This is a genomic window from Amycolatopsis endophytica (assembly GCF_013410405.1).
Lineage (GTDB): Bacteria > Actinomycetota > Actinomycetes > Mycobacteriales > Pseudonocardiaceae > Amycolatopsis_E > Amycolatopsis_E endophytica.
On the sequence record NZ_JACCFK010000001.1, the window covers coordinates 5,137,112 to 5,162,138 of the forward strand.

23 protein-coding genes are annotated in these 25,027 nt (G+C 73.0%); 10 read left to right on the forward strand and 13 right to left on the reverse strand.

From position 1 onward, the window contains the following. Positions 1-51 precede the first annotated feature (51 nt). Positions 52-963, forward strand: a complete 912-nt coding sequence (locus HNR02_RS25270; RefSeq protein ID WP_312861129.1) for an MBL fold metallo-hydrolase — start codon at positions 52-54, stop codon at positions 961-963. Here HNR02_RS25270 and HNR02_RS25275 read toward each other — a convergent pair. The 4 genes from HNR02_RS25275 to HNR02_RS25290 all read right to left on the reverse strand — a co-directional run bounded on the left by HNR02_RS25275 (position 932) and on the right by HNR02_RS25290 (position 4,056). Further along, positions 932-1,279: an antibiotic biosynthesis monooxygenase family protein gene (locus tag HNR02_RS25275; protein WP_179775592.1), complete on the reverse strand. Its 348-nt coding sequence runs from the start codon at positions 1,277-1,279 to the stop codon at positions 932-934. The two genes, HNR02_RS25270 and HNR02_RS25275, sit on opposite strands and share 32 nt — an antisense overlap. Beyond that, positions 1,276-2,214, reverse strand: a complete 939-nt coding sequence (locus tag HNR02_RS25280; protein ID WP_179775593.1) for a 3-hydroxyacyl-CoA dehydrogenase NAD-binding domain-containing protein — start codon at positions 2,212-2,214, stop codon at positions 1,276-1,278. The genes HNR02_RS25275 and HNR02_RS25280 overlap by 4 nt, the downstream gene beginning before the upstream one ends. Continuing rightward, positions 2,211-3,302: an acyl-CoA dehydrogenase family protein gene (locus HNR02_RS25285; protein WP_179775594.1), complete on the reverse strand. Its 1,092-nt coding sequence runs from the start codon at positions 3,300-3,302 to the stop codon at positions 2,211-2,213. Before HNR02_RS25285 ends, HNR02_RS25280 begins: the two co-directional genes overlap by 4 nt. 103 nt (positions 3,303-3,405) lie before the next feature. After that, positions 3,406-4,056, reverse strand: coding sequence for a TetR/AcrR family transcriptional regulator (locus HNR02_RS25290; RefSeq protein WP_179775595.1), 651 nt, complete (start codon positions 4,054-4,056; stop codon positions 3,406-3,408). A gap of 99 nt (positions 4,057-4,155) precedes the next feature. Between HNR02_RS25290 and HNR02_RS25295 the strand changes: the two genes are divergently transcribed. Then, a complete protein-coding gene (locus HNR02_RS25295; RefSeq protein ID WP_218903097.1) occupies positions 4,156-5,562 on the forward strand; it encodes an MFS transporter in 1,407 nt (468 codons plus the stop codon). Between the two features lie 63 nt (positions 5,563-5,625). Here the strand turns inward: HNR02_RS25295 and HNR02_RS36570 are convergent, their stop codons facing one another. From HNR02_RS36570 to HNR02_RS36575, 8 genes are read right to left on the reverse strand one after another with little or no spacing between them, the layout of a single operon-like run. Continuing rightward, positions 5,626-6,507 (reverse strand): DUF1684 domain-containing protein, encoded by an 882-nt coding sequence (locus tag HNR02_RS36570; RefSeq protein WP_179775597.1) that lies wholly within the window; start codon positions 6,505-6,507, stop codon positions 5,626-5,628. Next, positions 6,500-7,447, reverse strand: coding sequence for an aromatase/cyclase (locus HNR02_RS25305; protein WP_179775598.1), 948 nt, complete (start codon positions 7,445-7,447; stop codon positions 6,500-6,502). The genes HNR02_RS36570 and HNR02_RS25305 overlap by 8 nt, the downstream gene beginning before the upstream one ends. A gap of 25 nt (positions 7,448-7,472) precedes the next feature. Continuing rightward, positions 7,473-8,255 (reverse strand): SDR family NAD(P)-dependent oxidoreductase, encoded by a 783-nt coding sequence (locus tag HNR02_RS25310; RefSeq protein ID WP_179775599.1) that lies wholly within the window; start codon positions 8,253-8,255, stop codon positions 7,473-7,475. A 38-nt stretch (positions 8,256-8,293) separates the two neighbouring features. After that, positions 8,294-9,898, reverse strand: a complete 1,605-nt coding sequence (locus tag HNR02_RS25315; protein ID WP_312861130.1) for a dipeptide ABC transporter ATP-binding protein — start codon at positions 9,896-9,898, stop codon at positions 8,294-8,296. Beyond that, the gene (locus tag HNR02_RS25320; RefSeq protein ID WP_218914261.1) at positions 9,895-10,734 is read right to left on the reverse strand and encodes an ABC transporter permease; all 840 of its coding nucleotides are present in this window, start codon (positions 10,732-10,734) and stop codon (positions 9,895-9,897) included. Before HNR02_RS25320 ends, HNR02_RS25315 begins: the two co-directional genes overlap by 4 nt. 5 nt (positions 10,735-10,739) lie before the next feature. Next, positions 10,740-11,702 (reverse strand): ABC transporter permease, encoded by a 963-nt coding sequence (locus tag HNR02_RS25325; RefSeq protein WP_179775600.1) that lies wholly within the window; start codon positions 11,700-11,702, stop codon positions 10,740-10,742. Between the two features lies 1 nt (position 11,703). Further along, positions 11,704-13,275 carry an ABC transporter substrate-binding protein gene (locus HNR02_RS25330; RefSeq protein ID WP_179775601.1) on the reverse strand — a complete coding sequence of 524 codons (1,572 nt, stop codon included), beginning with the start codon at positions 13,273-13,275 and terminating at the stop codon, positions 11,704-11,706. Positions 13,276-13,303: 28 nt separating this feature from the next. Continuing rightward, complete coding sequence (locus HNR02_RS36575; RefSeq protein ID WP_218903099.1) at positions 13,304-14,419, reverse strand: ketoacyl-ACP synthase III family protein; 1,116 nt, start codon at positions 14,417-14,419, stop codon at positions 13,304-13,306. Positions 14,420-14,679: 260 nt separating this feature from the next. Here HNR02_RS36575 and HNR02_RS25340 point away from each other — a divergent pair, with 260 nt between their 5' ends. The 5 genes from HNR02_RS25340 to HNR02_RS25360 are packed head-to-tail and all read left to right on the forward strand — an operon-like array spanning position 14,680 to position 19,821. Then, positions 14,680-15,666: an acyltransferase domain-containing protein gene (locus HNR02_RS25340; protein WP_179775603.1), complete on the forward strand. Its 987-nt coding sequence runs from the start codon at positions 14,680-14,682 to the stop codon at positions 15,664-15,666. Further along, positions 15,663-16,931, forward strand: coding sequence for a beta-ketoacyl-[acyl-carrier-protein] synthase family protein (locus tag HNR02_RS25345; protein ID WP_179775604.1), 1,269 nt, complete (start codon positions 15,663-15,665; stop codon positions 16,929-16,931). Before HNR02_RS25340 ends, HNR02_RS25345 begins: the two co-directional genes overlap by 4 nt. Beyond that, complete coding sequence (locus tag HNR02_RS25350) at positions 16,928-18,169, forward strand: ketosynthase chain-length factor (RefSeq protein ID WP_179775605.1); 1,242 nt, start codon at positions 16,928-16,930, stop codon at positions 18,167-18,169. Before HNR02_RS25345 ends, HNR02_RS25350 begins: the two co-directional genes overlap by 4 nt. Before the next feature lie 4 nt (positions 18,170-18,173). Further along, a complete protein-coding gene (locus HNR02_RS25355; protein ID WP_179775606.1) occupies positions 18,174-18,425 on the forward strand; it encodes an acyl carrier protein in 252 nt (83 codons plus the stop codon). A gap of 10 nt (positions 18,426-18,435) precedes the next feature. After that, entirely contained in the window at positions 18,436-19,821 is a 1,386-nt protein-coding gene (locus tag HNR02_RS25360; protein ID WP_179775607.1) for an acyl-CoA carboxylase subunit beta, read from the forward strand. Positions 19,822-19,862: 41 nt separating this feature from the next. On the opposite strand, the gene HNR02_RS25365 is transcribed toward HNR02_RS25360, so the two are convergent. Next, positions 19,863-20,753 (reverse strand): AfsR/SARP family transcriptional regulator, encoded by an 891-nt coding sequence (locus HNR02_RS25365; RefSeq protein WP_218903101.1) that lies wholly within the window; start codon positions 20,751-20,753, stop codon positions 19,863-19,865. Positions 20,754-21,195: 442 nt separating this feature from the next. On the opposite strand from HNR02_RS25365, the gene HNR02_RS25370 reads away from it, so the two are divergent. The 3 genes from HNR02_RS25370 to HNR02_RS25380 all read left to right on the forward strand — a co-directional run bounded on the left by HNR02_RS25370 (position 21,196) and on the right by HNR02_RS25380 (position 24,913). Further along, on the forward strand, positions 21,196-22,797 hold the full coding sequence (locus tag HNR02_RS25370) for an FAD-binding oxidoreductase (RefSeq protein WP_179775608.1): 1,602 nt from the start codon (positions 21,196-21,198) through the stop codon (positions 22,795-22,797). Between the two features lie 3 nt (positions 22,798-22,800). Further along, a complete protein-coding gene (locus tag HNR02_RS25375) occupies positions 22,801-23,085 on the forward strand; it encodes a hypothetical protein (protein ID WP_179775609.1) in 285 nt (94 codons plus the stop codon). Positions 23,086-23,344: 259 nt separating this feature from the next. Beyond that, positions 23,345-24,913 (forward strand): hypothetical protein, encoded by a 1,569-nt coding sequence (locus tag HNR02_RS25380; RefSeq protein ID WP_179775610.1) that lies wholly within the window; start codon positions 23,345-23,347, stop codon positions 24,911-24,913. The last annotated feature ends 114 nt before the right edge of the window (positions 24,914-25,027 follow it).

Below are 25,027 nucleotides of genomic sequence, written 5' to 3' on the forward strand. Positions count from 1 at the left end.
CGCTGCGAACCTGCCCTGGGGTGGAAGGGATCCACCGGATCGGAGAGCGCCGTGACCGCCACGTCGGAACGTCTCGGGCAGATCGAGCAGGTCGCCGAGGGCGTGTACGCCTACGTCCAGCCCGACGGGGGCTGGTGCGTCAACAACGCCGGGGTGGTCGTGGACGGCGGGGAGTCCGCCGTCATCGACACCGCGGCGACCGAGCGGCGCGCGCTGGCGCTCAGGACCGCGGCGGCGGACGTCGGCGCCGGCCGGCCTTCGGTGCTCGTCAACACCCACCACCACAGCGACCACACTTTCGGCAACGTGTTCTTCGCACCGGAAACGCTGATCGTGGCCAACGAGCCGACCCGCGCCGGGATCATCGAGAACGGGCTCAACATGCAGCAACTGTGGCGCGACGTCGAGTGGGGCGCGGTCGGCGTGCGGCCCCCGGTCGTCACGTTCGAGGAGTCGCTGACCGTGCGGATCGGCGGCCTGCGGCTGGAGCTGATCACCGTCGGCCCGGCGCACACGATCGCCGACACCGTGGTGTGGATCCCGCGGCGGCGCGTGCTGTTCACCGGGGACGTGGTGATGAGCGAGGTCACCCCGTTCACGCTGATGGGTTCGATCAGCGGTTCGGTCGCGGCGCTGGAAGCGTTGCGGCGCCTGAATCCCGCGGTCGTCGTGCCCGGCCACGGCCCGGTCGCCGGACCGGAGGTCATCGACGCGAACCTGGCCTACTTCCACCGGATCCGCGATCTGGTCGCCGACGGCGCCGGGCGCGCGCCGCTGGAGATCGCGGCCGCCGCCGGTGCCGGCCCGTTCGCCGGGTGGCTCGACAGCGAACGCCTGGTGCCCAACATCCGCCGTGGGCTGGCCGAGGCCCAGGGGCTCCCGCCGGGGGCGCCCCTGGACATCCTCGAGGCCTTCGGTGAGATGGTCACCTTCAACGGGGCGGCGCCTGCGTGCCATGCGTGAGCGGCTCGGGCTCGCGGGCGGCCAGGGTGGCGAAGAAGTCCGGCGCCACCTCGGTCAGCTCCTTGAGCTCGGCGAACCAGCCGAGCACCTCGGGGGAGCGCCGGTCGGCGGCGACCTGGTGCGCTTCCAGGTCCCGCCACTCGGCGAGCATGTAGTACTTGTCGGAGTGCCGGTGCGACTGGAAGAACCGCAGCCGCACGAACCCGTCCTGCTCGCTCATGTAGGCCACGATCAGGTCGATGATCTCCCGGAACCGCACCGGGTCCCCGGTGACCGTGATCGGGTTGATCATCGTGGTGGTCGTGAACTCGCTCATCGGGCGTCCTCCTCCTCGTCGCGCAGCGCGGCCAGCACGGCCAGCTGACGGCGGTCGCGTGCGGCGACCCGCTGCTCGTAGCCGTCCGTGCCGTAGGCGGTCTCGGTCTGGGCGATCAGCTCGGCGATGCCCTCGTCGTCCAGATCCGGCGTGCCCAGCTGCGACCAGCCCGCCGCGAGTCCCGCGCCGATGTGGCCGAACCACTGCCGGATGCCGCCCGGCCCGCCGCCGAGGTGCAGGGCCTGGAACGGGCCGACCACCGCCCAGCGCGGCCCGAGGGAACCGGTGATGGCGTCGTCGACGTCGGCCGCGGTGGCCACGCGTTCCTGGATCAGGTGGATGCTCTCCCGCAGCAGGGCGGTCTGCAGCCGGTTCGCGATGAAGCCGGCGATGGGCCGGCGCAGCACCACCGGCGTGCGGCCGAGCGCGGTGAGGAACTCGGTGGTCCGCTCGACGAGTTTCGGCTCGGTGTCCGGGCCGCCCAGGACCTCGACCAGCGGGATGACGTGCGGCGGGTTGAACGGGTGCGCGACGAGGACCCGGCCCGGCTGGGTGAGCCGCGCGCCGATCGCGTCCGGCAGCAGCGTCGAGGTGGACGACAGCAGCAGCGCGTCCGCCGGCGCGGCCCGTTCCACCGCCGCGAAGAGCTCCTGCTTGTCGGCCAGCCGTTCGCTGATGCTTTCCAGCACCACCTCCGCCCCGGTGACCGCCCCGGCGACGTCCGTCGTCACGGTCAGCCTGTCCAGCAGCGCGTCGGCGTCGGCGGCCAGCGCGGGCGCGTGCAGGCGGACCGCCGCGGTGAGCGCCTGCCCGGTTTCCGCCCGGCGCACCGCGACCCGGACCCGGTAGCCGGCGTCGGCCAGCAGGGCGGCCCAGCCCGCGCCGATGGTGCCGCCGCCGAGCACGGCGACGGCTGGGGAATCAGTTGTGCTCATTCGGCACTCCTTCTGTCGGTCGACTCTTCGAGGAGCTGCAGCCACGCCGCCGACGCCTTGTCGAACCGCAGCGCGACGTGACTGGAAGCGGTGTGCACGTCCCGCCAGAACCGTTGCAGCGGACGGTCCCGGGACTGTCCCGCGGTCCCGGCGGCGGTCACCAGCCGGTCCACGGCGCTGACGAGCAGGGACGCGGCGAGCGCGCTGTCGCGCAGGCCGCGTGCCACCTCCGCCGGGCCGGTGCCGCCCCGGTCGGCGGTGACCGCCACGCGGTGCAGCAGCAGGTGCGCGGCGTCGATCTCCCCATCCGCGCGGGCCACCCCGACCGGGACCGGGGAGCCGGGCCGCAGGGTGCCGCGGAAGTCGTCGAAGGCGCCGCGCCCGGCGCCCAGCAGGGGTGCGGCGAACGTGAGCCCGCTGATCGCCCGCAACGGGACCTCGAACACCGGGCCCGGGTTGCCGACGCTGCGGCCCGCGGCCGAGTCGGCGCTGCGGAACACCCGGTGCGCCGGCACGAGCACGTCGTCGAGCACCAGCGTGTGGCTCGCGGTGCCGCGCATGCCGACGGTGTGCCAGCTGTCCGCGGTCGTGAAGTCGGCGCGCGGCACCGCGGCGAATACCGGGCCCCCGTCCTCGGGGCGGGTGCAGGCCAGCGCCCAGTCCGCCGCGTCGATCCCGCTGGTGTAGGGCCAGTGCCCGCTGACGCGCCAGCCCTCCGGTGTCGCCCTGGCCCGGCCGCCCGGCACGAGCGCCGCCGCGACGAGGGCGTCCGGTCCCTTGTCCCACAGCTCGGCCTGCCCGTCCTCGGGCAGGTACGCGCCGAGCCGCGCCGAGTAGGCGAACAGCGAGGCGAGCCACGCCGCGGACGTGTCCGCCCGGCCCACGTCGGCGACCGCGCGGGTCAGCTCGGCGAACCCGCCTGCCCCGCCGCCCCAGCGCGCGGGCACGAGGTGGCGCGCGAACCCGGCCGACACCACGGCTTCCACCGCCTCCGGGCCGACGGCGCGGTGGTCGTCGGCCTGGTCGGCGTGGCGCGCGGCGACGGCACGGGCGTGGCCGGCGTCGAGGACGTGCGGGTCGGCTGCCATCCGCGTCTCCCTGGTGTGATCGGGGTTCCGCGGCGGCGGAACCGGCACTCCCAGGGTGGCGGTGGTCGCTGGAGACCGGGTCGAGCGGCGCTCGCGCTCGGGGTCAGCTCAGCTCGGGGGCGTCCCGGAAGACGAGTTCGGGCCAGGCCGCCGCGGCGCCGGACAGCGCGGTGGTGCCGGGAGCGGCGAGCCCGTCCAGGATCACGTCGAGGAACCGCAGCTGTAGTTCGCCGGCCCGGGCCGCGTCGATGCTGGGCGCCGAGCGCAGTTGCGTCAGCAGCAGGTAGACGTCGGCGGAGGTGACGCCCTCGCGCAGCGCGCCCTGCCGGTGCGCGGCGTCGACCAGCGCCTCCATCTCGGCGCGCAGGCCCGCGACCGCCTCGGCGATCTCGCCGCCCGCGGCGGAATTGCCGATCAGCACGAACAACGAGCACGAGCGCGCCTCGACCATGCAGCGCATGAACCGGCGCAGCGCCGACCAGCCGTCCGGCTCTTCGGCGCGCGCCGCGCGCGCCTCCTCGGTGGCGCGCCGCATGGCGCCGAGGCACATCTCCCGCAGCAGGTCGGTCTTGCTGGGGTAGCGGCGGTAGATGCTGCCCATGCCGACCCCGGCCCTGGCGGCCACCGCGGAGACCGGGGCGTCCCACCCGTGCTCGATGAACACGTCGCGGGCCGCGGCGAGCACGGTCACGTCGTTGCGTTCCGCCTCGGCGCGCCGGCCACCGGCGGACGGTTTGCGAGCCACGGTTGCCACGGGGGAAGTCTACAGGAGCGGATCGTTCCGTTCGATCGACAGCCGCACGAACGGAACGGTATGCTCCGCTCCGGAACATTGCCGCACAAGGAGCTGTCCGTGACCCCCGAAACCAGCACGACGTCCCCACCCGCACCGGCCCGCCAGGCGACCGGCCTGATCCTCGCCGTGTGCTGCGCCGCGCAGTTCATGGTCGTGCTCGACGTGTCGATCGTGAACGTCGCACTGCCCACCATCCGCACCAGCCTGGGGTTCGACGCGCCCGGCCTGCAGTGGGTGGTCAACGCCTACACGATCGCCTTCGCCGGGTTCCTGCTCCTCGGCGGCAGGCTCGCCGACCTCTTCGGCAGGCGGCGCACGTTCCTCACCGGCGTCGCCGTGTTCACCGCCGCCAGCCTGCTGGGCGGGCTCGCGAACTCCGCGACCCTGCTCGTCGTCGCCCGCGCCATCCAGGGCCTGGGCGCCGCCGTGGTCGCGCCGGCGACCCTCACCGTGCTGGCCACGACGTTCACCACCCCGGAGAGCCGGGCGCGGGCCTTCGGCATCTGGGGCGGCGTGGTCGGCGCCGGTGGCGCGGTCGGCTCGCTGGCGGGCGGTCTGCTGACCGGTCTGCTGTCGTGGCGGTGGATCCTGTTCATCAACGTCCCGATCGGCGTGGTGCTGCTCGTGCTCGCCGCCCGCGTGGTGTCCGATGTGGACACCGGGAGGCGCGGGCGCACGCTCGACCTGTGGGGCGGGCTGTCCGCGACCGTCGGCGTGATGGCGCTGGTCTACGGCATCGTCGGCACCGAGGCCCACGGCTGGGCCTCGGTGCACACGCTCGTCGCGCTCGGCGGCGGCGTGGTGGTGCTCGCCTTCTTCCTGCTCGACCAGGCGCGCCTGGCCAAGGACCCGCTGCTGCCGCTGGACATCTTCCGGCACCGCAACGTGGTGGCCGCGAACCTCGTCGTGTTCGCCAGCGGGGCCGCCCTGTTCGCGATGTTCTACTTCCTGACGCTGTTCCTCCAGCAGGTGCTCGGGTACGGGCCGGTCGCGGCCGGACTGGCCTACCTGCCGCTGGCCGCGGCACTGACGGTGTCGGCGCGCGGATCGGCGAAGCTGCTGCCGAAGTGGGGGCCGCGAACCCTGCTGCTGGGCGGTCTCGCGCTGACCGCGATCGGGCTCGGCTGGCTGGCGCTGCTGACCGGCGCGTCGACCTTCGCCGGGGGAGTGCTCGGACCGACGATCGTCGTCGGCATCGGGCAGGGCGCGGTGATGGCTTCGGCGACGATGGCCGGGACCGCGGGCCTGCCGATGCACCAGGCCGGTCTCGCGTCCGGGCTGATCAACGCCACGCGCCAGCTCGGTGGCGCCATCGGCCTGGCCGCGCTGGCCGCCGTCGCCTCGGGCGCGCGCAGCCCGGAGTCGGGATACGTGCTGGCACTGGCCATCGCGGCGATCATCGCGGTGGCGGCGCTGGCCGCCGCGGCGGCCGCTCCGGGGAAGCCGCGGCCCGCGGCGGAGTAACCATCCCAAGCAAGGAAGGGGCGCCTCGTTCACGAAACGAGGCGCCCCTTCCCGTCGAACGGCTCAGCGGGCCCAGGCCGACGGCTGCTCCATCCACAGCGGCAGCTGCTCACCGGCCTCGATCGCGACCGGGAGCGTGTTTCCCGGCGGGGGCAGCGCGCACGTGGTGTACGGCGAAAACCCGCACGGGCCGTTGACCGTGCGGTTGAAGTCCAGCTCGAACTCGAACGCGCCCCCGTTCGCGCTCGCCGGCCGCGGCGCGAACACCAGCCGCGCCCCGGCGAACGTGGTGACTCCGCTGGTGCGGTCCCGGAACGGGATGTGCAGCTCGTGCTCCGGCCCGGCATAGACCTCCAGCGCGTGCTCCCCGTCGCCCAGCTCGAACACCACCCGCCCGAAGACCCCCAGGTCCTTGACCTTGTTCTCGACCATCGACCGCAGCACCACCGGGCGGCGGCCCTCGTAGGGCTCGTACCGCGCCGGGACGATCCACTTCGGATCGAACGGGTAGGTCGGCACCCCCAGCTCGAGCCGCCTGCTGGCCACGTACGGGTCGCGCGGCTGGATCCCCAGCTGCACCGGCTGGGAGGTCTGCGCGGGGAACAGCACCGGGCTGATCACCACGTCACCGTGGCGCACCGTCCGGACCTCACGCGGGCGCGTGGCGTCGAAGACCTCGGCGACCCCGTCGACCGGGCGGTCCTCCAGCACCAGACCGTCGTCGGCGGCGGCGCGCACCAGGAGGCGCCGCGAGTCCTCGACCCACCACGACCCGGGCACGTCGTCGAAGCTCTCGGGGCGGTCACTGAGCCAGTACAGCCCGACGGGGGAGAGCAGGCCGTAGGGCGAGCCCAGGTAGTCCAGCCAGGCACGGCGGAACTCGGTCCACTCGGCGTGCAGGCGCGCGGCGGACCGCGCTGTCCCGGCCGCGGGCTGATCAGACACGGCTCGCCTCCACGTTCTGCTTGGCCAGGTTCAGGGTGGCCAGGCTGTTGGTGCCCAGCGCCTCGCGCACCTGCCGGCGCGCCGAGAAGAGCGTGGCCTCCGAGCCCAGGATCTCGGTGACCTTCTCCGGCCGCAGGACGACGGTGTGCCGCGAGGTGGCCACGACGCCGTCACCGGTCTCGGTGAACCGCCACCGCCCGGTGTGGGCGGACATGATCGGCGGGACCGTGGTCTGCTTGTAGACGATGCTCTCGCCGGGGAAGCACACCCGCACCGACTTGGTGGTGTGCACCGAGCCGTCGGCCGAGCGGGTGTCCATGTCGATCGTCTGCACGCCGCCGTCGTCCTCGGTGAACGCCAGCCGGGCGACGTGGGGCAGCCGCTCCTCCCACAGGTCCGCCCGGTACACGAAGTCGTAGACCTCGGCCAGAGATCCGCGCACGGTCACCGAATCCTCGAACGAGAACACCAGCTCCGCGCGCCGCTGCCCGAGTTCGGCCGCCGCGCGCAGGGCGTCCAGCTCGGCGCCGGTGTTGCGGTCGATGGCCGCGGTGACCCACTCCACGTGAGCGGGTTCGTCGTTCTCGACGGAGAAGTCGTGCCGGAACTCGACCAGTGTCGTGCCGTCGCCCGCGTCGCCGATGAGCCACTCGCCGCCCATGCCGAGCACCGGTGGTGAACTCACCTCCTGGCGGAAGGCGACGCGCAGCGCGACCGGGTCCAGCTCCCGCCGCGAGGTCCAGTCGCGCACCTCGCCGTGGGCGAAGGCCCAGATCCGCAGCACCTCGGAGCGGTCGCCGCCGCCGGCCTTCTCGACGTGCACGGTGGGGGAGAAGGTGTGCGGCCAGCCGGAGGTGTCGGCGACCAGGTCGTAGACCACCCGTGGTGGCGCGGCGATCGCCACCGTGTGGTGCGTGTGGTGCAGTGCCGGTGTCGGCATCGGTGCTCCCTTGGGGTGTCGTGGATCAGTAGTTGCCCAGCCCGCCGCACACGTTGAGCGCCTGCGCGGTGATGGAGGCGGCCACGTCGGAGATGAGGTAGCCGACCAGGCCGGCGACCTCGTCGGCCGTGGAGTAGCGGCCGAGTGGGATCTTGGCCTGGAACTTGTCGAGCACGTCGTCTTCGGTGACCTCCCAGTGCGCGGCGTAACCCTGACGGACCCGTTGCGCCAGCGGGGTTTCCACGTAGCCGGGGCACACCGCGTTGACCGTGACACCGGTCTTGGCCAGCTCCAGCCCGACCGCCTTGGTGAACCCCACGACACCGTGCTTGGACGCGGAGTACGGCGCGCCCAGCACCACACCCTGCTTGCCGCCGGTGGAGGCGATGTTGACGATGCGGCCGGCCGGGCCCGCCAGCAGCCGCCCGGTGGTCAGCACCTCCTTGGTCACGCGGAAGACGCTGGTGAGGTTGGTGTCGATGACGTCGAGCCACAGCTCGTCGGCGATCTTCGCGGTCTCACCACCGCCGTTGCGGCCGGCGTTGTTGATCAGCACGTCGATCCGGCCGTACTGCTCGGTGGCGGCGGTGACCGCGTGGTGGATGTCCTCGGCCGAGGTGACGTCCGCGGCGGTGCCGGAGACCTCCAGTCCCTCGCCGCGCAACTTCTCCACGACCGTCGCGACGTTGCCCGCGTCGCGCGCCACTCCGAAGACGGAGATGCCGCGCTCCGCCAGGGTCCGGGTGACGGCGAGGCCGATGCCGCTCGTCGCGCCGGTCACGAACGCCACCTTCGGGGAATAGCTCACTGTTCTCCAGCTCCTTCGGTGAGACGACGGTTTCGCCCTCAGCGTGTGCCCGCCGGGTACAGGCTGTCTGGAGCCGCTCTCGAAGCGGTGGCCTTCGGGATGGCGTCCAGCAGCTCGCGGGTGTAGTCGTGGCCGGGTTTCGCGAACAGGGCTTCGGTGGCGCCGGCCTCGACGATCCGGCCCCGCCGCATCACGGCGACGGAGTCGCACAGCCGGCGCACCACGGCGAGGTCGTGGGAGATGAACACGTAGGCCAGGCCGAACTCGGCACGCAGCTCGGCCAGCAGGTCGAGGATCGCGCTCTGCACGGTGACGTCGAGCGCGGACACCGGCTCGTCGCACACCAGCAGCCGCGGCCCGGGAGCCAGCGCCCTGGCGATCGCCACCCGCTGCCGCTGCCCACCGGACAACTCGCCGGGCCTGCGGGTGAGCAGGTCGCGCGGCAACCGGACCAGGTCGAACAGCTCGGCCACCCGGGCGCGCCGGGACCGGCGGTCGCCGATTCCCAAAGCGCGCAACGGTTCCGCGACACTGCGCCCGGCGCTGAACCGCGGATCCAGCGCCGTGTACGGGCTCTGCTGGATCAGCTGCACCGTCCGGCGCAGCGCCCGCAAACGGCTCCCGGTCGCCGTCGCCGTGTCCGTTCCGTCGAGCACCACCCGGCCCGCCGACGGGCGGTCGAGGCACGCGATGAGGCGCGCCACCGTGGATTTCCCGGATCCGGACTCGCCGACCAGGCCGAGCGCCTGCCCCGGGGCGACCGCCAGGGTCACCTCGTCCACCGCGGGCGCTTCCTGGCCGGGGAAGGTGCGGCGCAGGCGCGCCACCTCGACGAGCGCGTGTGTGCGGTCCGCGGCGGGCGGTTCGGGCGCCCGCCCGGTGGGGACGCTCGCGACCAGCGCGCGCGTGTAGTCGTGCGCGGGGCGGCCGAGGATCGCCCCCGCCGGGCCGGACTCCACGATTTCGCCCGCGCGCATCACCAGCACCCGGTCCGCCCGCTCCGCGGCGACCGCCAGGTCGTGGGTGATGAGCAGCACCGCGATGCCCAGCTGGCGGCTCAGGCTGCCCAGGTGATCGAGGATCACCCGTTGCACCGTCACGTCCAGCGCGCTGGTCGGCTCGTCGGCCACGATCAGCGCGGGCTCGGCGGCCAGGGCGATCGCGATCAGCACCCGCTGCCGCATCCCGCCGGAGAGCTCGTGCGGGTAGCGCCGGGCCAGTGCCACCGCGTCCGGCAGGCCGGCGGTGGTCAGCAGTTTCACCGCGTCCGCCGCGGCCCGCTGCCCGGTCGCCAGCCGGTGGATCCGGCGCACCTCGGCGACCTGGTCGCCGATCCGCTTGACCGGGTTGAGGTAGGCCAGCGGGTCCTGCGGGACGAGGGCCACCCGGGAACCACGCAGCTGACGCAGGCGCGACTCGGGCGCCCGCGTCAGCTCCTCGTCCCCGAGGGAGATCGTCCCGCCGGTGATCCGGCCACCCGCGGGCAGCAACCGCAGCACGGCGTGCGCCACGGTGCTCTTGCCGGAGCCGGATTCGCCCACCAGCGCGACGGTTTCGCCGCGGGCGACGGTGAAGTCCACGCCCCGCACCGCCTCGGCGCCGCCGTAGGCGACCCGCAGACCGTCCACACGCAACAGTGTCACCAGGACTCCCGGCGCCGTCGTTCCAGTGCCCTGGCCACGCGGTTGGTGGACAGCACCACCACCGCGATCACCAGACCGGGGAAGGTCGTGAGCCACCACGCCGCCCGCAGGTAGTCCCGCCCGCCCGCCACCAGCGCGCCCCACTCCGGCGTCGGCGGCGCGGCACCGAAACCGAGGAAGCTCAGCGCCGACACGGTCAGCAGGATCGAACCGATGTCCAGCGCCGCCAGCGACAGCACCGGACCGGCCGAGTTCGGCAGCACGTGCGTCACCAGCACGGCCGGGCCGCGCACCCCGCCGCCGCGGGCCGCGGTGACGAAGTCGGCGTGGCGCACCGTGAGCACCTCGGCGCGGGTCACCCGCGCGAAGTTCGCGACGCTCACCACACCGACCGCCACCGCGACCTGCAGCACACCGAACCCCAGCGCGGTCACCATCGCGAGTGCCAAGAGCAGGCCGGGGATCGCGAGCAGCACGTCCATCAACCGCATCAGCGCGCCGTCCACCCAGCCGCCGGTATAGCCGGCGAGCGCACCGATCACCGCGCCCGCGACCAGCGCGACCCCGACCGCCACCACGGTCGCGCTGAGCGAGAGCGCCGCACCGTGCACGACCCGCGCGTAGAGGTCGCGGCCGAGGTAGTCGGTGCCGAACCAGTGCTCGGCGCTGGGCGGCCGCAGCCGCTGCGCGACCACGCCCTGGATCGGGTCCCGCGCGGTGAACACCCCCGGCGCCAGTGCCCACGCGATGACCACCAGCAGCACGAGCACCGACAGGACCAGACCGGGTTGCCGCGCCAGCGCGCGCAGCCGGGACCGGGACGGGGTTGCGGCCAGCGCGGTCACCGGGCACTCACCACCGGACGGACCCGCGGGTCCAGCAGCGGGTAGACCGCCTCCACCACGAGGCTGACCACGACGTAGACCACCGCCGCGAGCACCACCAGGCCCAGCACGACGGGCAGGTCCTGATTGGACACCGCGTCCACGGTGACCGAGCCCAGCGCGTGCCGCCCGAACACGGTCTCCACCACCACGGCGCCGCCGAGCAGGTTGCCGACCAGGATCCCGGTGATCGTCACCGCGGGCAGGCTCGCGTTGCGCAGGGCGTGGCGGAACAGGATCCACGTCCGGCTCGCGCCCTTGGCCCGCGCCAGCTGGACGTAGGGCTCGCCCAGGGTTTCCCGCAGGCTCCGGCCCAGCACCTGCGCGACGATCGCCGCGGTCGGCACGGCGAGCGTGATCGCGGGCAGCACCAGGCTCGCGAACCCGTCCCCGCCGGTGGCCGGGAACAGCGGCCAGTGGAAAGCCAGCAGCTGCAACAACAGCAGGCCCAGCCAGAACGACGGAATCGAGACCCCCGCCGCGGGCACCGACTCCAGGATCTGGCGGAGCACCCCGCCCCGCGCCAGGCCCGCGAGCAGGGCGAGCGCGACCCCGGCGGCCAGCGCCAGCAGCAACGCGAACGCGGCCAGTGCCGCGGTCTGCGGCAGGGCACCCAGGATGAGGCCCCGCACCGGTTCCCCGGTCTGCACCGAGGCGCCGAGATCGCCCGTGACCGCCCGGCCCAGCAGCGTCAGGTACTGCTCCCACAGCGGCCGGTCGAAACCGTAGGCGGTGCGCAGCTGCGCCGCCTGCGCCGGGTCGATCACCGCCGTGTCGCCGCCCGCCTTCTGCGCGAGCATCAACGTGACCGGGTCACTGGGCAGCAGGTACAGCGCGACGAACGCGCCGGTGAACGCCGCCCACACGACGAACACCGCCTGACCGGCGCGGCGCAGCGCTTTCGCAAGACCGCCGGGCATGTCAGGACAGCCAGGCGTCGTAGAAGGAGATGCCGGAGGTCGCGGTGAACCCGATGCCGTGCACCGTGTCGCTCACCCCGATCACCTGCGCCTGCTCGTTGACCGGGATGACGTGCGCGTCCTCCACCAGGCTCCGCTGGGCCTCGGCCGCGGCCCGCCACCGCACCTGCGGATCCAGCGAACCGGCCTGCGTGGTCAGCGCGGCTTTCAGCGGGTCGGCGCCGCTCAGCTGCGCGCGGCCGAACAGGGTGCGCAGCACGTCCGGATCGGCGCGGGTCGAGTCGAGCAGGAAGAAGTCGAAGTTGTCCGCGGCGTACTGGGACTGCAACTCGGAGATCTGCAGCTGCCGCAGCGTCAGCTCGATGCCGACGCCCCTGAGCTGCTGCTGGATCAGCTCCAGGCTCTGCGGCCTGCCGAAGATCACGTCCAGGCTCAGCCGGGCCCCGTCGCGCACGCGGATGCCGTCCGGTCCGGGACGCCAGCCGGCCGCGTCCAGCAGCGCCTTCGCGCCGTCGGGGTCGTAGGCCAGTGCCGCGCCGAGGTCGGTGTAGCCGGGGGTGGTGGAGGACAGCACGCTGGTGGCCGGCCGGTACCGCGGGCTGAGGAACGTCGACACCACCTCGGGGCGGTTGACGGCTTTCTGCAGTGCCTGCCGCACGGCCTTGTCCTGCAGCACGGGGCGCCGCTCGTTGGGGCAGAGGCTCAGCACGACGCCCGGATTGTCGTGGCTGAGCAAGGTGAATCCGTTGCCGTCGAACTGCGGCTCGTCCTGCGGGGCGATGTTGCTGCTCACGTCGAGCTGGCCCGAGGAGAGGCTGCCGGTACGGGTGGCGGCTTCGGGCAGCACCTTGATCTCGACGCGGTCCAGGTAGGCGTCGCCGGTGTGCTGCCGCGACGGCGGGCCCCACGCGTAGCCCTGCCGCTTGGACAGCACGATCTCCTGCTTGGCGGTGTAGGAGGTCAGCACGAACGGGCCGGTGCCCACGATCTTGCCCGCGCAGCGCTCGGAAGCGGGCACGGCGAGCGAGGCGCGCGACAGGACGGCCAGCGCCGGGGTCGAGGTGGCCTGGAGGAACTGCGCGTTGGGGGCGCCGAACGTGACGGTGACGGTGCGCGGGTCGGGGGCGGTGACCGCGGTGACACCGGCGAGGCCGGCGCCGGAGTTGCTCGCGGTGGCCCCCAGTTTCGTGATCCCGTCCAGATTGTCCTTCACCACGCTCGCGTCCAGTGCGGAGCCGTCGCTGAAGGTCACGCCCTCGCGCAGGTGGAAGGTGAAGCTCGTCGCGTCGGGCGCGATCTCCCACGACGAGGCCAGCGCCGGCCCGATGTCACCGGAGCGCGGGTCCTGGAAGGTGAGGGATTCCAGGACCTCGAGGTCGGGGCCTTCACCGGCCTGCTGGGGGTCGAGGCAGGAGGGCGTGTAGTCCAGGCCGAGGCGGAGCGTGCCGCCCGGATGCGGGGTGCCCGCCGCACCCGTGCTGCCCGCCGTGCCCGTCGAGCACCCGGCCACGGCCGAGGCGGCGACGACCGCCAGGGCCAGCGCGCTGGTGCGCCTGCGCGCGATGTTTCCCATGTGTCCTGTCCTTCGCTGAGCGCGGCTGTCACGCGCCGGCCGGGTGGTCCTCGCTGCCGAGCGTCGGTTCGGCCGGTCGAAATCCGCTGGAGTCTGGCTGGTGACGCGGTGGGGGTTCCCATCCTTCGGGCACGGCGGTCAGCTCGGCGACGGCGCACGACCAGCTGAACCCCGCGCCGACCCCGGCGAACAGCAGCCGCTGTCCGGGCCGGGCACGCCCGGACAGCACGAGCTGCTCGAGCCCGGCGAACTGGTCGCCCGCCCCGAGGTGCCCGATCGTGCGGCCCCACTGCCAGGTGGTGGCGTCGAGGTCGATGTCCCAGGCCTTGAGGTAGCCGGCCCGCAGGCGGCGCAGGCCGAAGTGCGGCAGCACGAACCAGTCGATGTCCGCCAGGCTGGTTTCGGCGTCCTTCAGCGCGGTGGTCAGTGCCTCCCGCTGGCCCTCGACGACCTTGCGCACCGCCGCGCCGACGCCGGCGGATGCCAGGTAGTCGCGTTTGAGAACCTCCAGGTCCATCGGGGCGCGCACGCTGAAGGGCATGCGCCCGAATGGGTCGGCGCCGCGGTGCATCCGTTCCAGGGTCGGGTCGGACACCGTCGCGACGCCGCGCACCGCGGCGAAACCGCCGTGGTTGGTCAGCACCGCCGCGGTGCCGCCGTCGCCGTAGACGGTGCCCGGATCGCTGCGCCACCGGTCGAATCCGGGCAGGCCGAAGGTGTCGCCGGTGGTCACCAGCGCGGCGGCCGGGCAGTCCTGCCCGCGCAGCACGTGCGCCGCCAGTTCGAGACCGGCCATCCCGCCGTTGGACAGCTGCCGGATCTCCACCGCGGGGCACCGGCTCCCGCCGACGGTGTCCTGCACGTGCGAAGCCGGCGCCCACAGGTCGTGGCCCTGGTAGTGCACGTCGGCGTGCAGCACGATGCGCAGGTCCTCCGGTGGCACACCGGAGCGGCGCATCGCCCGCGCCGCGGCCTCGGCGGCCAGTTCGGCGGCCGAGGCCGTGCCGGACACCGACACCGACACGATCCCGGTCTGCTCGGCCACTCGCCGGTCGCACTGCCCGGCCGCGAGTGCTTCGGCGGTGGGGACCCGATCCGGCAGCGCGCTCGCCACCGCGGCGATGTGGAGTTCGTCGGTGCGCACTGGTTCTTCCCCGTTTCTCGTGGCGGCAGCCGCCGGCCGCACTCGTTCGTGGCGGACACGGCCGGCGGCTCGTGGCGGACCGGGTCGGCCGCCCTGCCGGGCGATGGCGGATCCCGCGGTATCGCCGGCCCGGCCATGGTCGGGCCGTCCGCTGGAGTCGGGGTGGAACGCGCGCTGATCCGCTTCCTGCCCGGACTCCAGCGATTCGCCAGCGGCGCCGGGCAGCATCCGTGCACCGGGAAGGAAAAACGGAGGTGGCCATGACGCGATCGGTCGTCCTGCTGGTACCGGGCCAGGGCGCGCAACACCCGGGAATGGCGGTGGAGCTCTACCACGCGCACGACGGTTTCCGCGCGGCCGTGGACGAGGTCTTCGCGCTGTGGGGTGGAGAAGGCGCGCGCATCCGGGCGGACTGGCTCGGCCCGGACCCGGAGATCGACCTGGACGACCTGCGCCGCTCGCAGCCGCTGCTGTTCGCGATCGGCTACGCGCTGGCCACGGCCCTGCGCGGCGAGGGCATCGAGCCCGTGGCACTGGCCGGGCACAGCGTCGGCGAAGTCGTCGCCGCGGTGATCGCGGGGGTGTTCCGGCTGCGCGACGCCGCCGAGGTGCTGGCCGAGCGGGTGGCGCAGCTGGCCGAGGGGCCGCCGGGCGGGATGCTCGCCGTCGCCGCCTCGGTCGCCGAGGTCATCCCGTACCTGGACGCGGAAGTGCACGTGGGTGCGGTCAACGCGGCCCGGCAGATCATGCTCGCCGGCCCGTCCGGGCCGCTGGCGAACACCGCGCGGCGGCTGCGGGCGGCCGAGCTCACCGTCCGGCCGGTGCGCACCCGCAATCCCTTCCACAGTCCCGTTCTCGCGCCGTACGCCGACCGCGCGCTGCCCACGTTGCGGCGGCTCCCGCTCGCCCCGCCGGCGCTGCCGGTCTACTCCGGGTACACCGGGAAACTGCTGACCGCGCCCGAAGCGACCGACCCGGCGTTCTGGGCCGCCCAGCCGGCGCGGCCGGTGCACTTCGCCGACGCGCTCACCGCGGCGGCGGAGTCCGGCGGGCACCTGTTCGTGGAAACCGGTCCCGGCCAGAGCCTGACGGCACTGGCCCGCCGCCACCCCGCGATCACCGCCGCCGGTTCCCGCGCGCTGGCCCTGCTCCCGGCGCGCGCCGGGGGCGACGCCGCGAAGTTCACCAGCACGGTCGCGGAGATCTTCGCGGCCACCACTCCGACCAGTGAGGCACTCCTGCCATGACCAGACGAGCAGTCATCACCGGGATCGGAGCCGTCGCACCCGGCGGCATCGGCGTCCCGGCCTACTGGAAACAGCTGACCGACGGCGTGTCCGCGACGGCACCGATCTCGTTGTTCGACGCCTCGCCCTACCGGTCGCGGATCGCGGCCGAGGTCGACTTCGACCCGGCCGCCGCGGGGCTCGGGCCGCAGGAGATCCGCCGGCTCGACCGCGCCGCCCAGTTCGCCGTCGTCGCCGCGCGAGAGGCGGTCGAGGACAGCGGGCTGGAGTTCGGCTCGCTGCCCGGCGAGCGCACCGGCGTCGCGCTGGGCACCGCGGTCGGCTGCACGACGGCGATGGAACGCGAATACGTGGTGCTCTCCGACGGGGGCCGCGACTGGCTGGTCGACCCGGACTACGCCGTGCGCGAGCTCTACGACCACTTCGTGCCCAGCTCGATGGCCGTCGAGCTGGCCCGGCTGACCGGCGCGCGCGGGCCGGTGTCGGTGATCTCCGACGGCTGCACCTCGGGCCTGGACGCGGTCGGGCACGCGCTCGACCTGATCCGCGAAGGCAGCGCCGACGTCGTGATCACCGGTGGCACCGACGCGCCGATCTCGCCGATCACCCTGGCCTGCTTCGACGCGATCAAGGCGACCTCGCCGCGCAACGACGACGCCGAGCACGCCTCCCGGCCCTTCGACCGCACCCGCAACGGGCTGGTGCTCGGGGAGGGCGCGGCGGTCCTGGTCGTGGAGGAGGCCGGGCACGCCCGTCGCCGCGGCGCCCGGATCTACGCGGAGGTCTCCGGTTTCGCCAGCCGCTGCAACGCCTATCACATGACCGGCCTGCGCACCGACGGTGTGGAGATGGCCGAGGCGATCCGGCTCGCGCTCGACGAGGCCCGGCTCGCGCCGGCCGACGTGCACTACGTCAACGCGCACGGTTCCAGCACCAAGCAGAACGACCGCCACGAGACGGCCGCGTTCAAGCGCAGCCTGGGCGAGCACGCGCACCACGTGCCGGTCAGTTCGATCAAGTCGATGATCGGGCACTCGCTGGGCGCCATCGGCGCGCTGGAACTCGCCGCGTGCGCGCTGGCGATCGAGCACGACGTCGTGCCGCCCACCGCGAACCTGCACGAGCCCGACCCCGACTGCGACCTGGACTACGTGCCACTCCTCGCGCGCGAACAGACCGTCGACACCGTCCTGAGCGTCGGCAGCGGCTTCGGCGGCTTCCAGAGCGCCGTGGTGCTCACCGCGCCGGAATGGACGGCGGCATGACCGGCGCGGTCGTCACCGGCATCGGCGTCGTCGCACCGACCGGCATCGGGACCGAGGAGTACTGGCGCGCCACGACCGCGGGCGCATCGGCGATCGGCCCGATCACGCGGTTCGATCCGGCGCCCTACCCGGTGCGCCTGGCGGGGGAGGTGCCCGGGTTCGTCCCGGAGGAGCACGTGCCGTCCCGGCTGCTCCCGCAGACCGACCACGGCACCCGCCTGTCCCTGGCCGCGGCGGCGGAAGCGTTGTCCCGCAGCGGTCTCACCGCCGCCGAGGCGCCCGACTTCGGCATCGGCATCGCCACCGCCTCCACGATGGGCGGGTTCGAGTTCGGGCAGCGCGAGCTGGAGCACCTGTGGCAGCTGGGCGGGCAGCACGTCAGCGCCTACCAGTCCTTCGCCTGGTTCTACGCCGTCAACACCGGTCAGATCTCCATCCGCCACGGTCTGCGCGGGCCCGGCGCCACCGTCGTCGCCGACCAGGCAGGCGGCCTCGACGCGCTCGGCGTGGCCCGGCGGCAGATCCGCAAGGGCACGCCTGCCGTCGTCACCGGGGGAGTGGACAGCGCCCTGTGCCCGCTCGGCCTGGCCGGGCAGCTCAGCACCGGCGACCTCAGCGGCGCGCACGACCCGGAGCGGGCCTACCTGCCGTTCACCCGCGAGGCGCGCGGGCACGTGCCCGCCGAGGGCGGCGCGATCCTCGTGGTGGAGGACGCGGAGTTCGCGCGCGACCGGGGCGCACCGGTGCTCGGCGAGATCGCCGGGTACGCGGCCACCTTCGACCCGGACCCGCGCGATCCGGCCGCGGACGGGCTGCCGCGCGCGGCCCGGCAGGCCATCGCCGACGCCGGGCTCGAACCCGGCGACGTCGACGTGGTGTTCGCCGACGCCGCCGGCCGCGCCGGAGCCGACCGGCGCGAGGCCGCGGCGATCACCGCGCTCTTCGGCGCGGGCGGGATCCCGGTCACCGCACCGAAAACCGGCACCGGACGGCTGTACGCGGGAGCCGGCGGGCTGGACACCGCCGCCGCCCTGCTGAGCCTGCGCGACCAGTCGATCCCGCCCACCGTGCACGTCGATGCCACCGACCCGGCCCAGGAGATCGACCTCGTCGTCGGCCGGGCCAGACCCGCCGCGTTGTCCACGGCGCTCGTCCTGGCCCGCGGGCGCGGCGGCTTCAACGCCGCACTCGTCGTGCGCGCACCCCTGCCCGGAAAACCCGTCCACACCAAGGAGTAGCACCATGAGCACACTGACCATCACCGCGCTGAAGGACATCCTGCGCTCGGCCGCGGGCGAGGACGACGGCGTCGACCTCGACGCCGAAATCCTCGACACCCCGTTCACCGAGCTGGGCTACGACTCGCTCGCGCTGCTGGAGACCGCCGCCCGTATCGCCCGCGAATACGGCGTGACCCTCAGCGACGACGACGTCGACCAGATCGACACCCCGCGCGAGCTGCTCGACCGCGTCAACGCGGCGGCGCGCGCGTGAGGCCGCGGCGATGACGGCCGTCGCGGGAACGGACCAGGACGCCCGCGCCCCGCTGGCGCGGATCGGGGCCCTCGCCGACGCGGGCACCGTCGTGCCCCGGGGCGACCGGGACGGCGGGGTGTGGGCCATCGCCCAACTGCGCGGCGTGGTGTGCGCGGTGTTCGCGCTCGATCCGCGAGTCAGCGCGGGCGCGATGTCGGCGGGCAACTGCGACGTCATCGTCGCCGCCTACGAGCACGCGCTGGAGGCCGGACTGCCCGTGGTCGGGCTGTGGCACTCCGGGGGCGCCCGGCTGCAGGACGGGATCGGCAGCCTGCACGCGGTGTCGCGCGTGTTCGCGGTGATGACCCGGGCCTCGGGCCGCATCCCGCAGATCTCCGTCGTGCTCGGCGCCGCCGCGGGCGGAGCCGCCTACGGGCCCGCGCTCACCGACGTCGTGATCATGGCGCCGGAGGCACGCGTGTTCATCACCGGGCCCGGGATCATCCGCGAGGTCACCGGCGAGGAGATCGACGCGGAAAGTCTCGGCGGGCCGGGACAGCACGGGCGGACCAGCGGCGTCACTCACGTCGTCGCGCGGTCCGAACCCGACGCGCTGGCGCGGGCCGCGGCGATCGTGGAACTGCTGGCCGCGCCGGGCCGGATCGACCCCGCTCAGGTGCCCGACCGGCCCTTCGCGCACCTGCTGCCGGAACGGGCCAGGCGGGCCTACGACATCCATCCGGTGGTCGAAGCACTGCTCGACGGGCCACCGGAGGAGCTGCACGCCGGCTGGGCGCGCAACATCGTCACCGCGCTGGGCAGGCTCGGCGGCGCGACGGTGGGTGTGGTGGCCAGCAACCCGATCCGCAAGGGCGGGTGCCTGGACGCGCGGTCGGCGGAGAAGGCGGCCCGGTTCGTGCGCATGTGCGACGCGTTCGGCATCCCGCTCGTCGTGCTCGTGGACGTGCCCGGCTACCTGCCCGGCGTCAAGGAGGAGTGGGATGGCGTGGTGCGGCGCGGGGCGAAGCTGCTGCACGCCTTCGCCGAGGCGACCGTGCCGCGGGTGAGCGTGATCCTGCGCAAGGCCTACGGCGGCGCCTACATCGCCATGAACTGCCGCGGCCTCGGCGCCGACCATGTGCTCGCCTGGCCGGGCGCGGAGGTGGCCGTGATGGGCGCGACCGCCGCGGTCCGGTTGCTGCGGCGGCGCGAGCTGGCCGCGGCGCAGGACCGGGCGGCGCTCGAAGAGCGGCTGGTGGCCGAGCACGAGCGGGACACCGGCGGGGTGCGCGCCGCGGTCGAGCTGGGCGTGGTCGACGAGGTCGTGGAGCCGGACCGGACCCGCGGCGCGGTCGCCAGGGCGCTGCACGAGCGGGGCCCGGCGCGCGGCGTCCACGGCAACATCCCGCTGTGAGCGGTGTGCCGCCCCGGCTGCCCGGGGCGGCACGACCGCGATCAGGCCGACGATCCTTCGAGGCACTGGGCGAAGCCGGGCGCCAGGTCGGCCAGTTCACCCCGCCGTTCGGCGAGCAGATCCAGCGACAGCACCGATTCCGGCCATTCCACCGACGCGTCGAGCCGGGCGTCGCACGTCAGCACGGCCTGGTGCAGCTGCTGCATGCGGGACGACGGTTCCAGGCCCAGCTCCGTGTTCAGGACCGAGCGCAGCCGCGCGATGACCTGCAGGGCCTGCGCCTGGCGGCCGCACCGGTAGAGCGCCAGCACCAGCTGCGCGTGGAAGTTCTCGTGCGTGGGATGCGCCGCGACGAGCGCGGTCAGCTCCGCGAGCACCTCGTGGTGGGTGCCCAGCCGCAGGTCCGCCTCGATGCGTTGTTCGAGCGCGCCCAGCCGGCGCTCCTCCAGGCCCGCGACCCACGCCCGCAGCCGGGGCCCGAGGCCGACGTCGGCGAGCGGTTCACCGTGCCAGACCGACAGCGCGCGGCGGAAGAACAGGGCGGCGCACCCGTCGTCGCGCCGGGCGAGCGCCGCGCGGCCCTGGCCGGCGAAGGAGTTGAACTCGTCGACGTCGAGCTGGCTGGGACCCACCCGCAGCAGGTACCCGCGCGACCGCGTCTTCAGGACGTCCTTGGCGCACGGTGCCGAGCCGACCGACGGCAACGACGCGAGCAGCCGCCGCAGCTGCAGGACGTAGGTCTGCAACGTGGACGCCGCGCTGGAGGGCGGGTTGTCCTCCCACAGTTCGGCGATGCACGATTCGATCGACACCACCGTGTTCGCGTTGAGCAGCAGGAACGCCAGCAGCTGCCGCTGCTTGGGCGCGGTGGGTGTGAACGCCTCGCCGTGGTCGTTGACCGCCAGCGGGCCGAGTACCTCGTAGCTCATCATTTCTCAGATCCCCCATTTCCGAGAACCGTTCCGGGTGTGGTCCGCGATCTTTTTCTCCACATCTTTTCGTACAAGGAAACCTCTCCGCGTGTCGTGGATTCAGCTCGCGGGGCTCCGCCGACGATCTACCCCTGGATCAACCGTCGTCGGGTGAGCCCGTGATCGAGTGGACCGGATCGTCGAGTGGTGATCGCCTCCCTCGGGTTGGCACAGGAAAACGCTTCAGAGTTTACTGTTCGGGCGTCTCCGGCCGAGTGGACCGGAGGACTCCGTTCACGAACTGGGCTGTGAACTAGGTCACAGTGACAGTAGGCTGTTGATCAGCTACCCGCGCTTCCGCGCCATTTCGAACACAGGTGCCGGAAAGTCAGTGGAACTCCAGCCGGTCTCCAGTGCGCCCGGGCATTGTGCCGGGGACGTCAGCCGGAGGGGGAGTAGATCGATGGGCACAGTGACGCGACGCGGTTTCGTGGCGGGAACGACCGCGGCCGGTCTGGGAGTTATCACCGGCGCGGGTGGCGCGGCCGCCGCGACCGGTGGCGGGACAGGCTTCGGCCCGGTCACCGTCCGGCCGTCCGATCCCCGCTACGCCAGCCTGACCGGCGGGTACAACTACCGGTTCCTCGGCAGCCCGGACTACTACCGGCTGGCGGGTTCGGCCGCCCAGGTCGAGCAGGCCGTGGGGGAGGCGCTGCGGGCAGGCCGACGTCTCGCGGTGCGCTCGGGCGGGCACTGCCTGGAGGGATTCGTCAACAACCCGGGCGTCGACGCGGTGATCGATCTGGGCGAGTACAGCGGCGTGTACTTCGACGCCACCCGCAGCGCCTTCGCCGTCGAAGCGGGCGCGACGCTCGGGCAGGTGTACGACACGCTCTACCGCGGGTGGGGCGTCACAGTGCCGGGCGGGGTGTGCCCGCAGGTCGGCGTGGGCGGGCACGTCGCCGGTGGCGGTTACGGCGCCCTGTCCCGGTTGTTCGGCCTCGTGGTGGACCACCTCGCGGCGGTCGAGGTGGTGGTCGTCGGCGCCGACGGCACGCCCCGCACCGTGGTCGCCACCGCCGATCCCGCCGACCCGCGGCACGACCTGTGGTGGGCCCACACCGGAGGCGGCGGCGGCAACTTCGGCATCGTCACCCGCTACTGGCTGCGCTCGCCCGGCGCGAGCGGCACCGATCCGGCCGCGCTGCTGCCCGCGCCGCCGGCCACGATCCTGTTCAGCCAGATCAGTTGGCCGTGGAGCGCGCTGACCGAGACGTCCTTCACCAGGCTCGTCGACAACTTCAACCGCTGGCACGAAGCCAACAGCGCGCCCGGGTCACCGTACGCGTCGTTGTTCGCGACCCTGTGGCTCAACCACGTCAGGACCGGCAACCCCGCCCTGACCGTCCAGCTGGACGGCGCCCGCCCCGACGCGCGGACCCTGCTGGCCGACTTCGTCGCGGCGATCACCGACGGCGTCGGAGTCGCGGCCGTGCCGGTCACCGGCGAGCTGCCGTGGCTGCCGGCGAAGAACCGGCTGGGTTTCGCCGACTTCGGTGCCGGGGTGGGCAAGCGGGTCAAGAACAAGTCGTCGTACCTGCGCACGGGTTACGACCCTGAGCAGCTCGCGGCGATCCACCACCACCTGACCAGAACCGACTACCCCGGCACCTCCGCGTCGATCCTGCTGGCGAGCTACGGCGGCGCCATCAACGCCGTCACACCCGCCGCGACCGCGATCCCGCAACGGGACTCGATCATCAAGGCGCAGTACTCGGTGTCCTGGACCGATCCGGCGGAGGACACCGTCCACATCGGATGGGCGCGCGACCTCTACGAGGACCTCTTCGCGGCCACCGGCGGAGCCCCCGTGAGCGGCCCCGTGAGCGACGGCGCGTACATCAACTACCCCGACACCGACCTCGCCGACCCGGCTCGCAACACCTCCGGCGTGCCCTGGTACACGCTCTACTACAAGGACAACTACGCCCGGCTTCAGGCGGTGAAGCGAACCTGGGACCCGCTGGACGTGTTCCGGCACGACCTGTCGGTGCGGCCGTCCTGAGCGATGCGCGCGGTAGCGCAGGTGGAGCACCTGGTCGCCCCGCAGCAGCCGTCGCTGTCCCGCGCGAACGGCGAGGTGGTCGTGCACGCCCCACCGGCATCGCACCCCGGGAATGCCGGATTCTCCGCGCTACCCTCCGGCCCCATCGGCGAAGACCGTCCCCATGAGGTCGAGCGCCGCGAAGCCGGGGAGTTGCCGCGGAGTGGTGGTCTGTCCGATGGCGGGAATGGCCTCGGCGACGAGGTCCGCGATGTGCGCGACGAGTGCGGGGCGCGTGCGGGCGGATGAGGTCCGGACTGGTCAGCATGGTCCGCCGGAACCGGGCCAGTCGGGATTCGGATCCGAGCGAATCGGGCTCAATCGCGTGCGTAACCCTGTCGGAGGGTGGGCGACACTACGGGACGCGATTCGCCGGTGCCCATACGCTTCTCTGCGCTGGGGTGGTGGCGTCACCGGCAAGCGGTCGACGTACAGATTCTGATTCTGGCGTCCCGAGCCCTCTCGCGCTTACGCTTCGTAGTTGAGGTGTGTTAGAGGGGAGACTGGAATGGAAGCGCTCATCAGGGGCCCGGTCGAACGTCACGCGACTGACCTCCCGCCCGCGGAACCGACGTTCCCGGCGCGTGTGGCGGCGCTGCTCCGGTCACGGCCGATCATCGAGGCCGTCGTATCCGCGGGCAGGCAGGACTGGCCGGACGACACCTACGACGTCGCGACTCTGGCGCTCGCCACGATCGACCTGGTGATCGCGCGACAAGGGTTCGAGGAGGAGGCGACCTATGGGGACCTCGTCGATGGGCTCACCACCCTGGCCGCACGAGCGGCCCCGGCGCGGCCCAGCGCGGAACACGTGCGTGTCGCCGAGTTCACGGTGAACGCGCTGCTCAACAGGCCCGCGCGCGATGCTCCGTTCACCTACCGGATCAGCGACCACACCGCCGAGGGTGCTCATCGGCAGCGCCAAGTGCAGTTCCGACTGCTGGTGGAGCGTGAAGAGCCCCTCCGCGGGGATGTAGTGATCAACGCCAGCCGGGACGCGATCAATGCCCTCGTGGGTGGGCTCGAATTCGATGTCGAAGACGAGCAGGTCGCCAACGAGATCATGCTCGAAAGGCAACTGGCCAAAGGCGCTTTCGACGCCGCCGAGAAGGCGGCTGTGCGGGCGCGGCTGCTGTCCGTGTCCCTCGCCGAGGACCTCGCCCGGTTGCTCAAGGACACCCGCCGCGATCTCCGGTCGGTGCTCGACGAGTGGGCCGAGCACGTGCCCGAGCGGCTCGACCTGGCGCGGCAGCACATCGCGGGCAGGCTCGAATCCGAGCACCGTCTGCTGGCAAAGGTCCGCGAGTCACTCGAGGCCGAGGACCCGCAGGTGACAGCGGCCGCGGCGCGCATCGCCGGACTGCTCACCGAGTCGGCGCGCCGGCACGAATCTCTTCATGCGCAGGTGATCACCGCCCGTAGTGTGTTCCTCGACGAACAGGACCGGCAGGCGTTCCGGCCACCCGCGCTCAGCTACCTGCCCGACCTGAACGGGGAGGTGCTGGAACCGCTCCTGAGGCTCCGCGCCATGACCGCGTTGGAAGTCACCGACCGATGGCTTTCCGACGTCACCGGCCCTCGCCCGCCGAAGCTGCCGAGGCTCTACCGGCTGATCGATGACCTGTGGTCAGCTCGCGAACCGGCCGCACCGGACCCGGGAGCCGGCCTGGAGGAGCTCGGTGATGCCGACCCCCCGACCATCGCCTTTGAGGTGGTCTCCGCCGCAAGGGTCGTCGTCGAGCGCACCGGTCTTCCCGCCCGGCTCTCCGCGCTGCTGGCCGAAGCTCTCACCTCCCCGGATGAAACCGCGGACCAGCAGGCGACGGCCGGAATCCTTGCGCTGGCGGCGTTGTGGTGCTTCGCGCCCGAGCAGTCCGACTCCGAAGAGCCCGCTTCGGCCGATCTCGCTGCGCGTGTCTTCGGTCCCCGAGCAGTCGCCGACACCGACGGAACACGCCTGGACCTGCCCGGCTGGGACGGCGACGACCTCATCGTCGTCGCGCACCCGGACGCTCTGCGGACCGCCGATCCTGTTCCCGTAACGAATCACGGAGTTCGGACGAGGACCGGGCAATGACACTCACTCAAGCCGATCACACCGATCTCGGTCTCTTGCTGGCTTTTGCTCTTCAGCCGAACCAGCGGCCCGGTCGAAGCCCCGAGTACCGCCGGGTGCTCGGGCGGTACCGGA

Coding starts and splice junctions, on each gene's coding strand:
- HNR02_RS25275 (WP_179775592.1), bottom strand. CDS start 1,279: ATGAGCGAGTTCACGACCACCACGATGATCAACCCGATCACGGTCACC.
- HNR02_RS25360 (WP_179775607.1), top strand. CDS start 18,436: ATGACGGCCGTCGCGGGAACGGACCAGGACGCCCGCGCCCCGCTGGCG.
- HNR02_RS25380 (WP_179775610.1), top strand. CDS start 23,345: ATGGAAGCGCTCATCAGGGGCCCGGTCGAACGTCACGCGACTGACCTC.
- HNR02_RS25340 (WP_179775603.1), top strand. CDS start 14,680: ATGACGCGATCGGTCGTCCTGCTGGTACCGGGCCAGGGCGCGCAACAC.
- HNR02_RS25325 (WP_179775600.1), bottom strand. CDS start 11,702: ATGCCCGGCGGTCTTGCGAAAGCGCTGCGCCGCGCCGGTCAGGCGGTG.
- HNR02_RS25345 (WP_179775604.1), top strand. CDS start 15,663: ATGACCAGACGAGCAGTCATCACCGGGATCGGAGCCGTCGCACCCGGC.
- HNR02_RS25280 (WP_179775593.1), bottom strand. CDS start 2,214: ATGAGCACAACTGATTCCCCAGCCGTCGCCGTGCTCGGCGGCGGCACC.
- HNR02_RS25350 (WP_179775605.1), top strand. CDS start 16,928: ATGACCGGCGCGGTCGTCACCGGCATCGGCGTCGTCGCACCGACCGGC.
- HNR02_RS25365 (WP_218903101.1), bottom strand. CDS start 20,753: ATGATGAGCTACGAGGTACTCGGCCCGCTGGCGGTCAACGACCACGGC.
- HNR02_RS25330 (WP_179775601.1), bottom strand. CDS start 13,275: ATGGGAAACATCGCGCGCAGGCGCACCAGCGCGCTGGCCCTGGCGGTC.
- HNR02_RS25375 (WP_179775609.1), top strand. CDS start 22,801: ATGCGCGCGGTAGCGCAGGTGGAGCACCTGGTCGCCCCGCAGCAGCCG.
- HNR02_RS25355 (WP_179775606.1), top strand. CDS start 18,174: ATGAGCACACTGACCATCACCGCGCTGAAGGACATCCTGCGCTCGGCC.
- HNR02_RS25370 (WP_179775608.1), top strand. CDS start 21,196: ATGGGCACAGTGACGCGACGCGGTTTCGTGGCGGGAACGACCGCGGCC.
- HNR02_RS25305 (WP_179775598.1), bottom strand. CDS start 7,447: ATGCCGACACCGGCACTGCACCACACGCACCACACGGTGGCGATCGCC.
- HNR02_RS25285 (WP_179775594.1), bottom strand. CDS start 3,302: ATGGCAGCCGACCCGCACGTCCTCGACGCCGGCCACGCCCGTGCCGTC.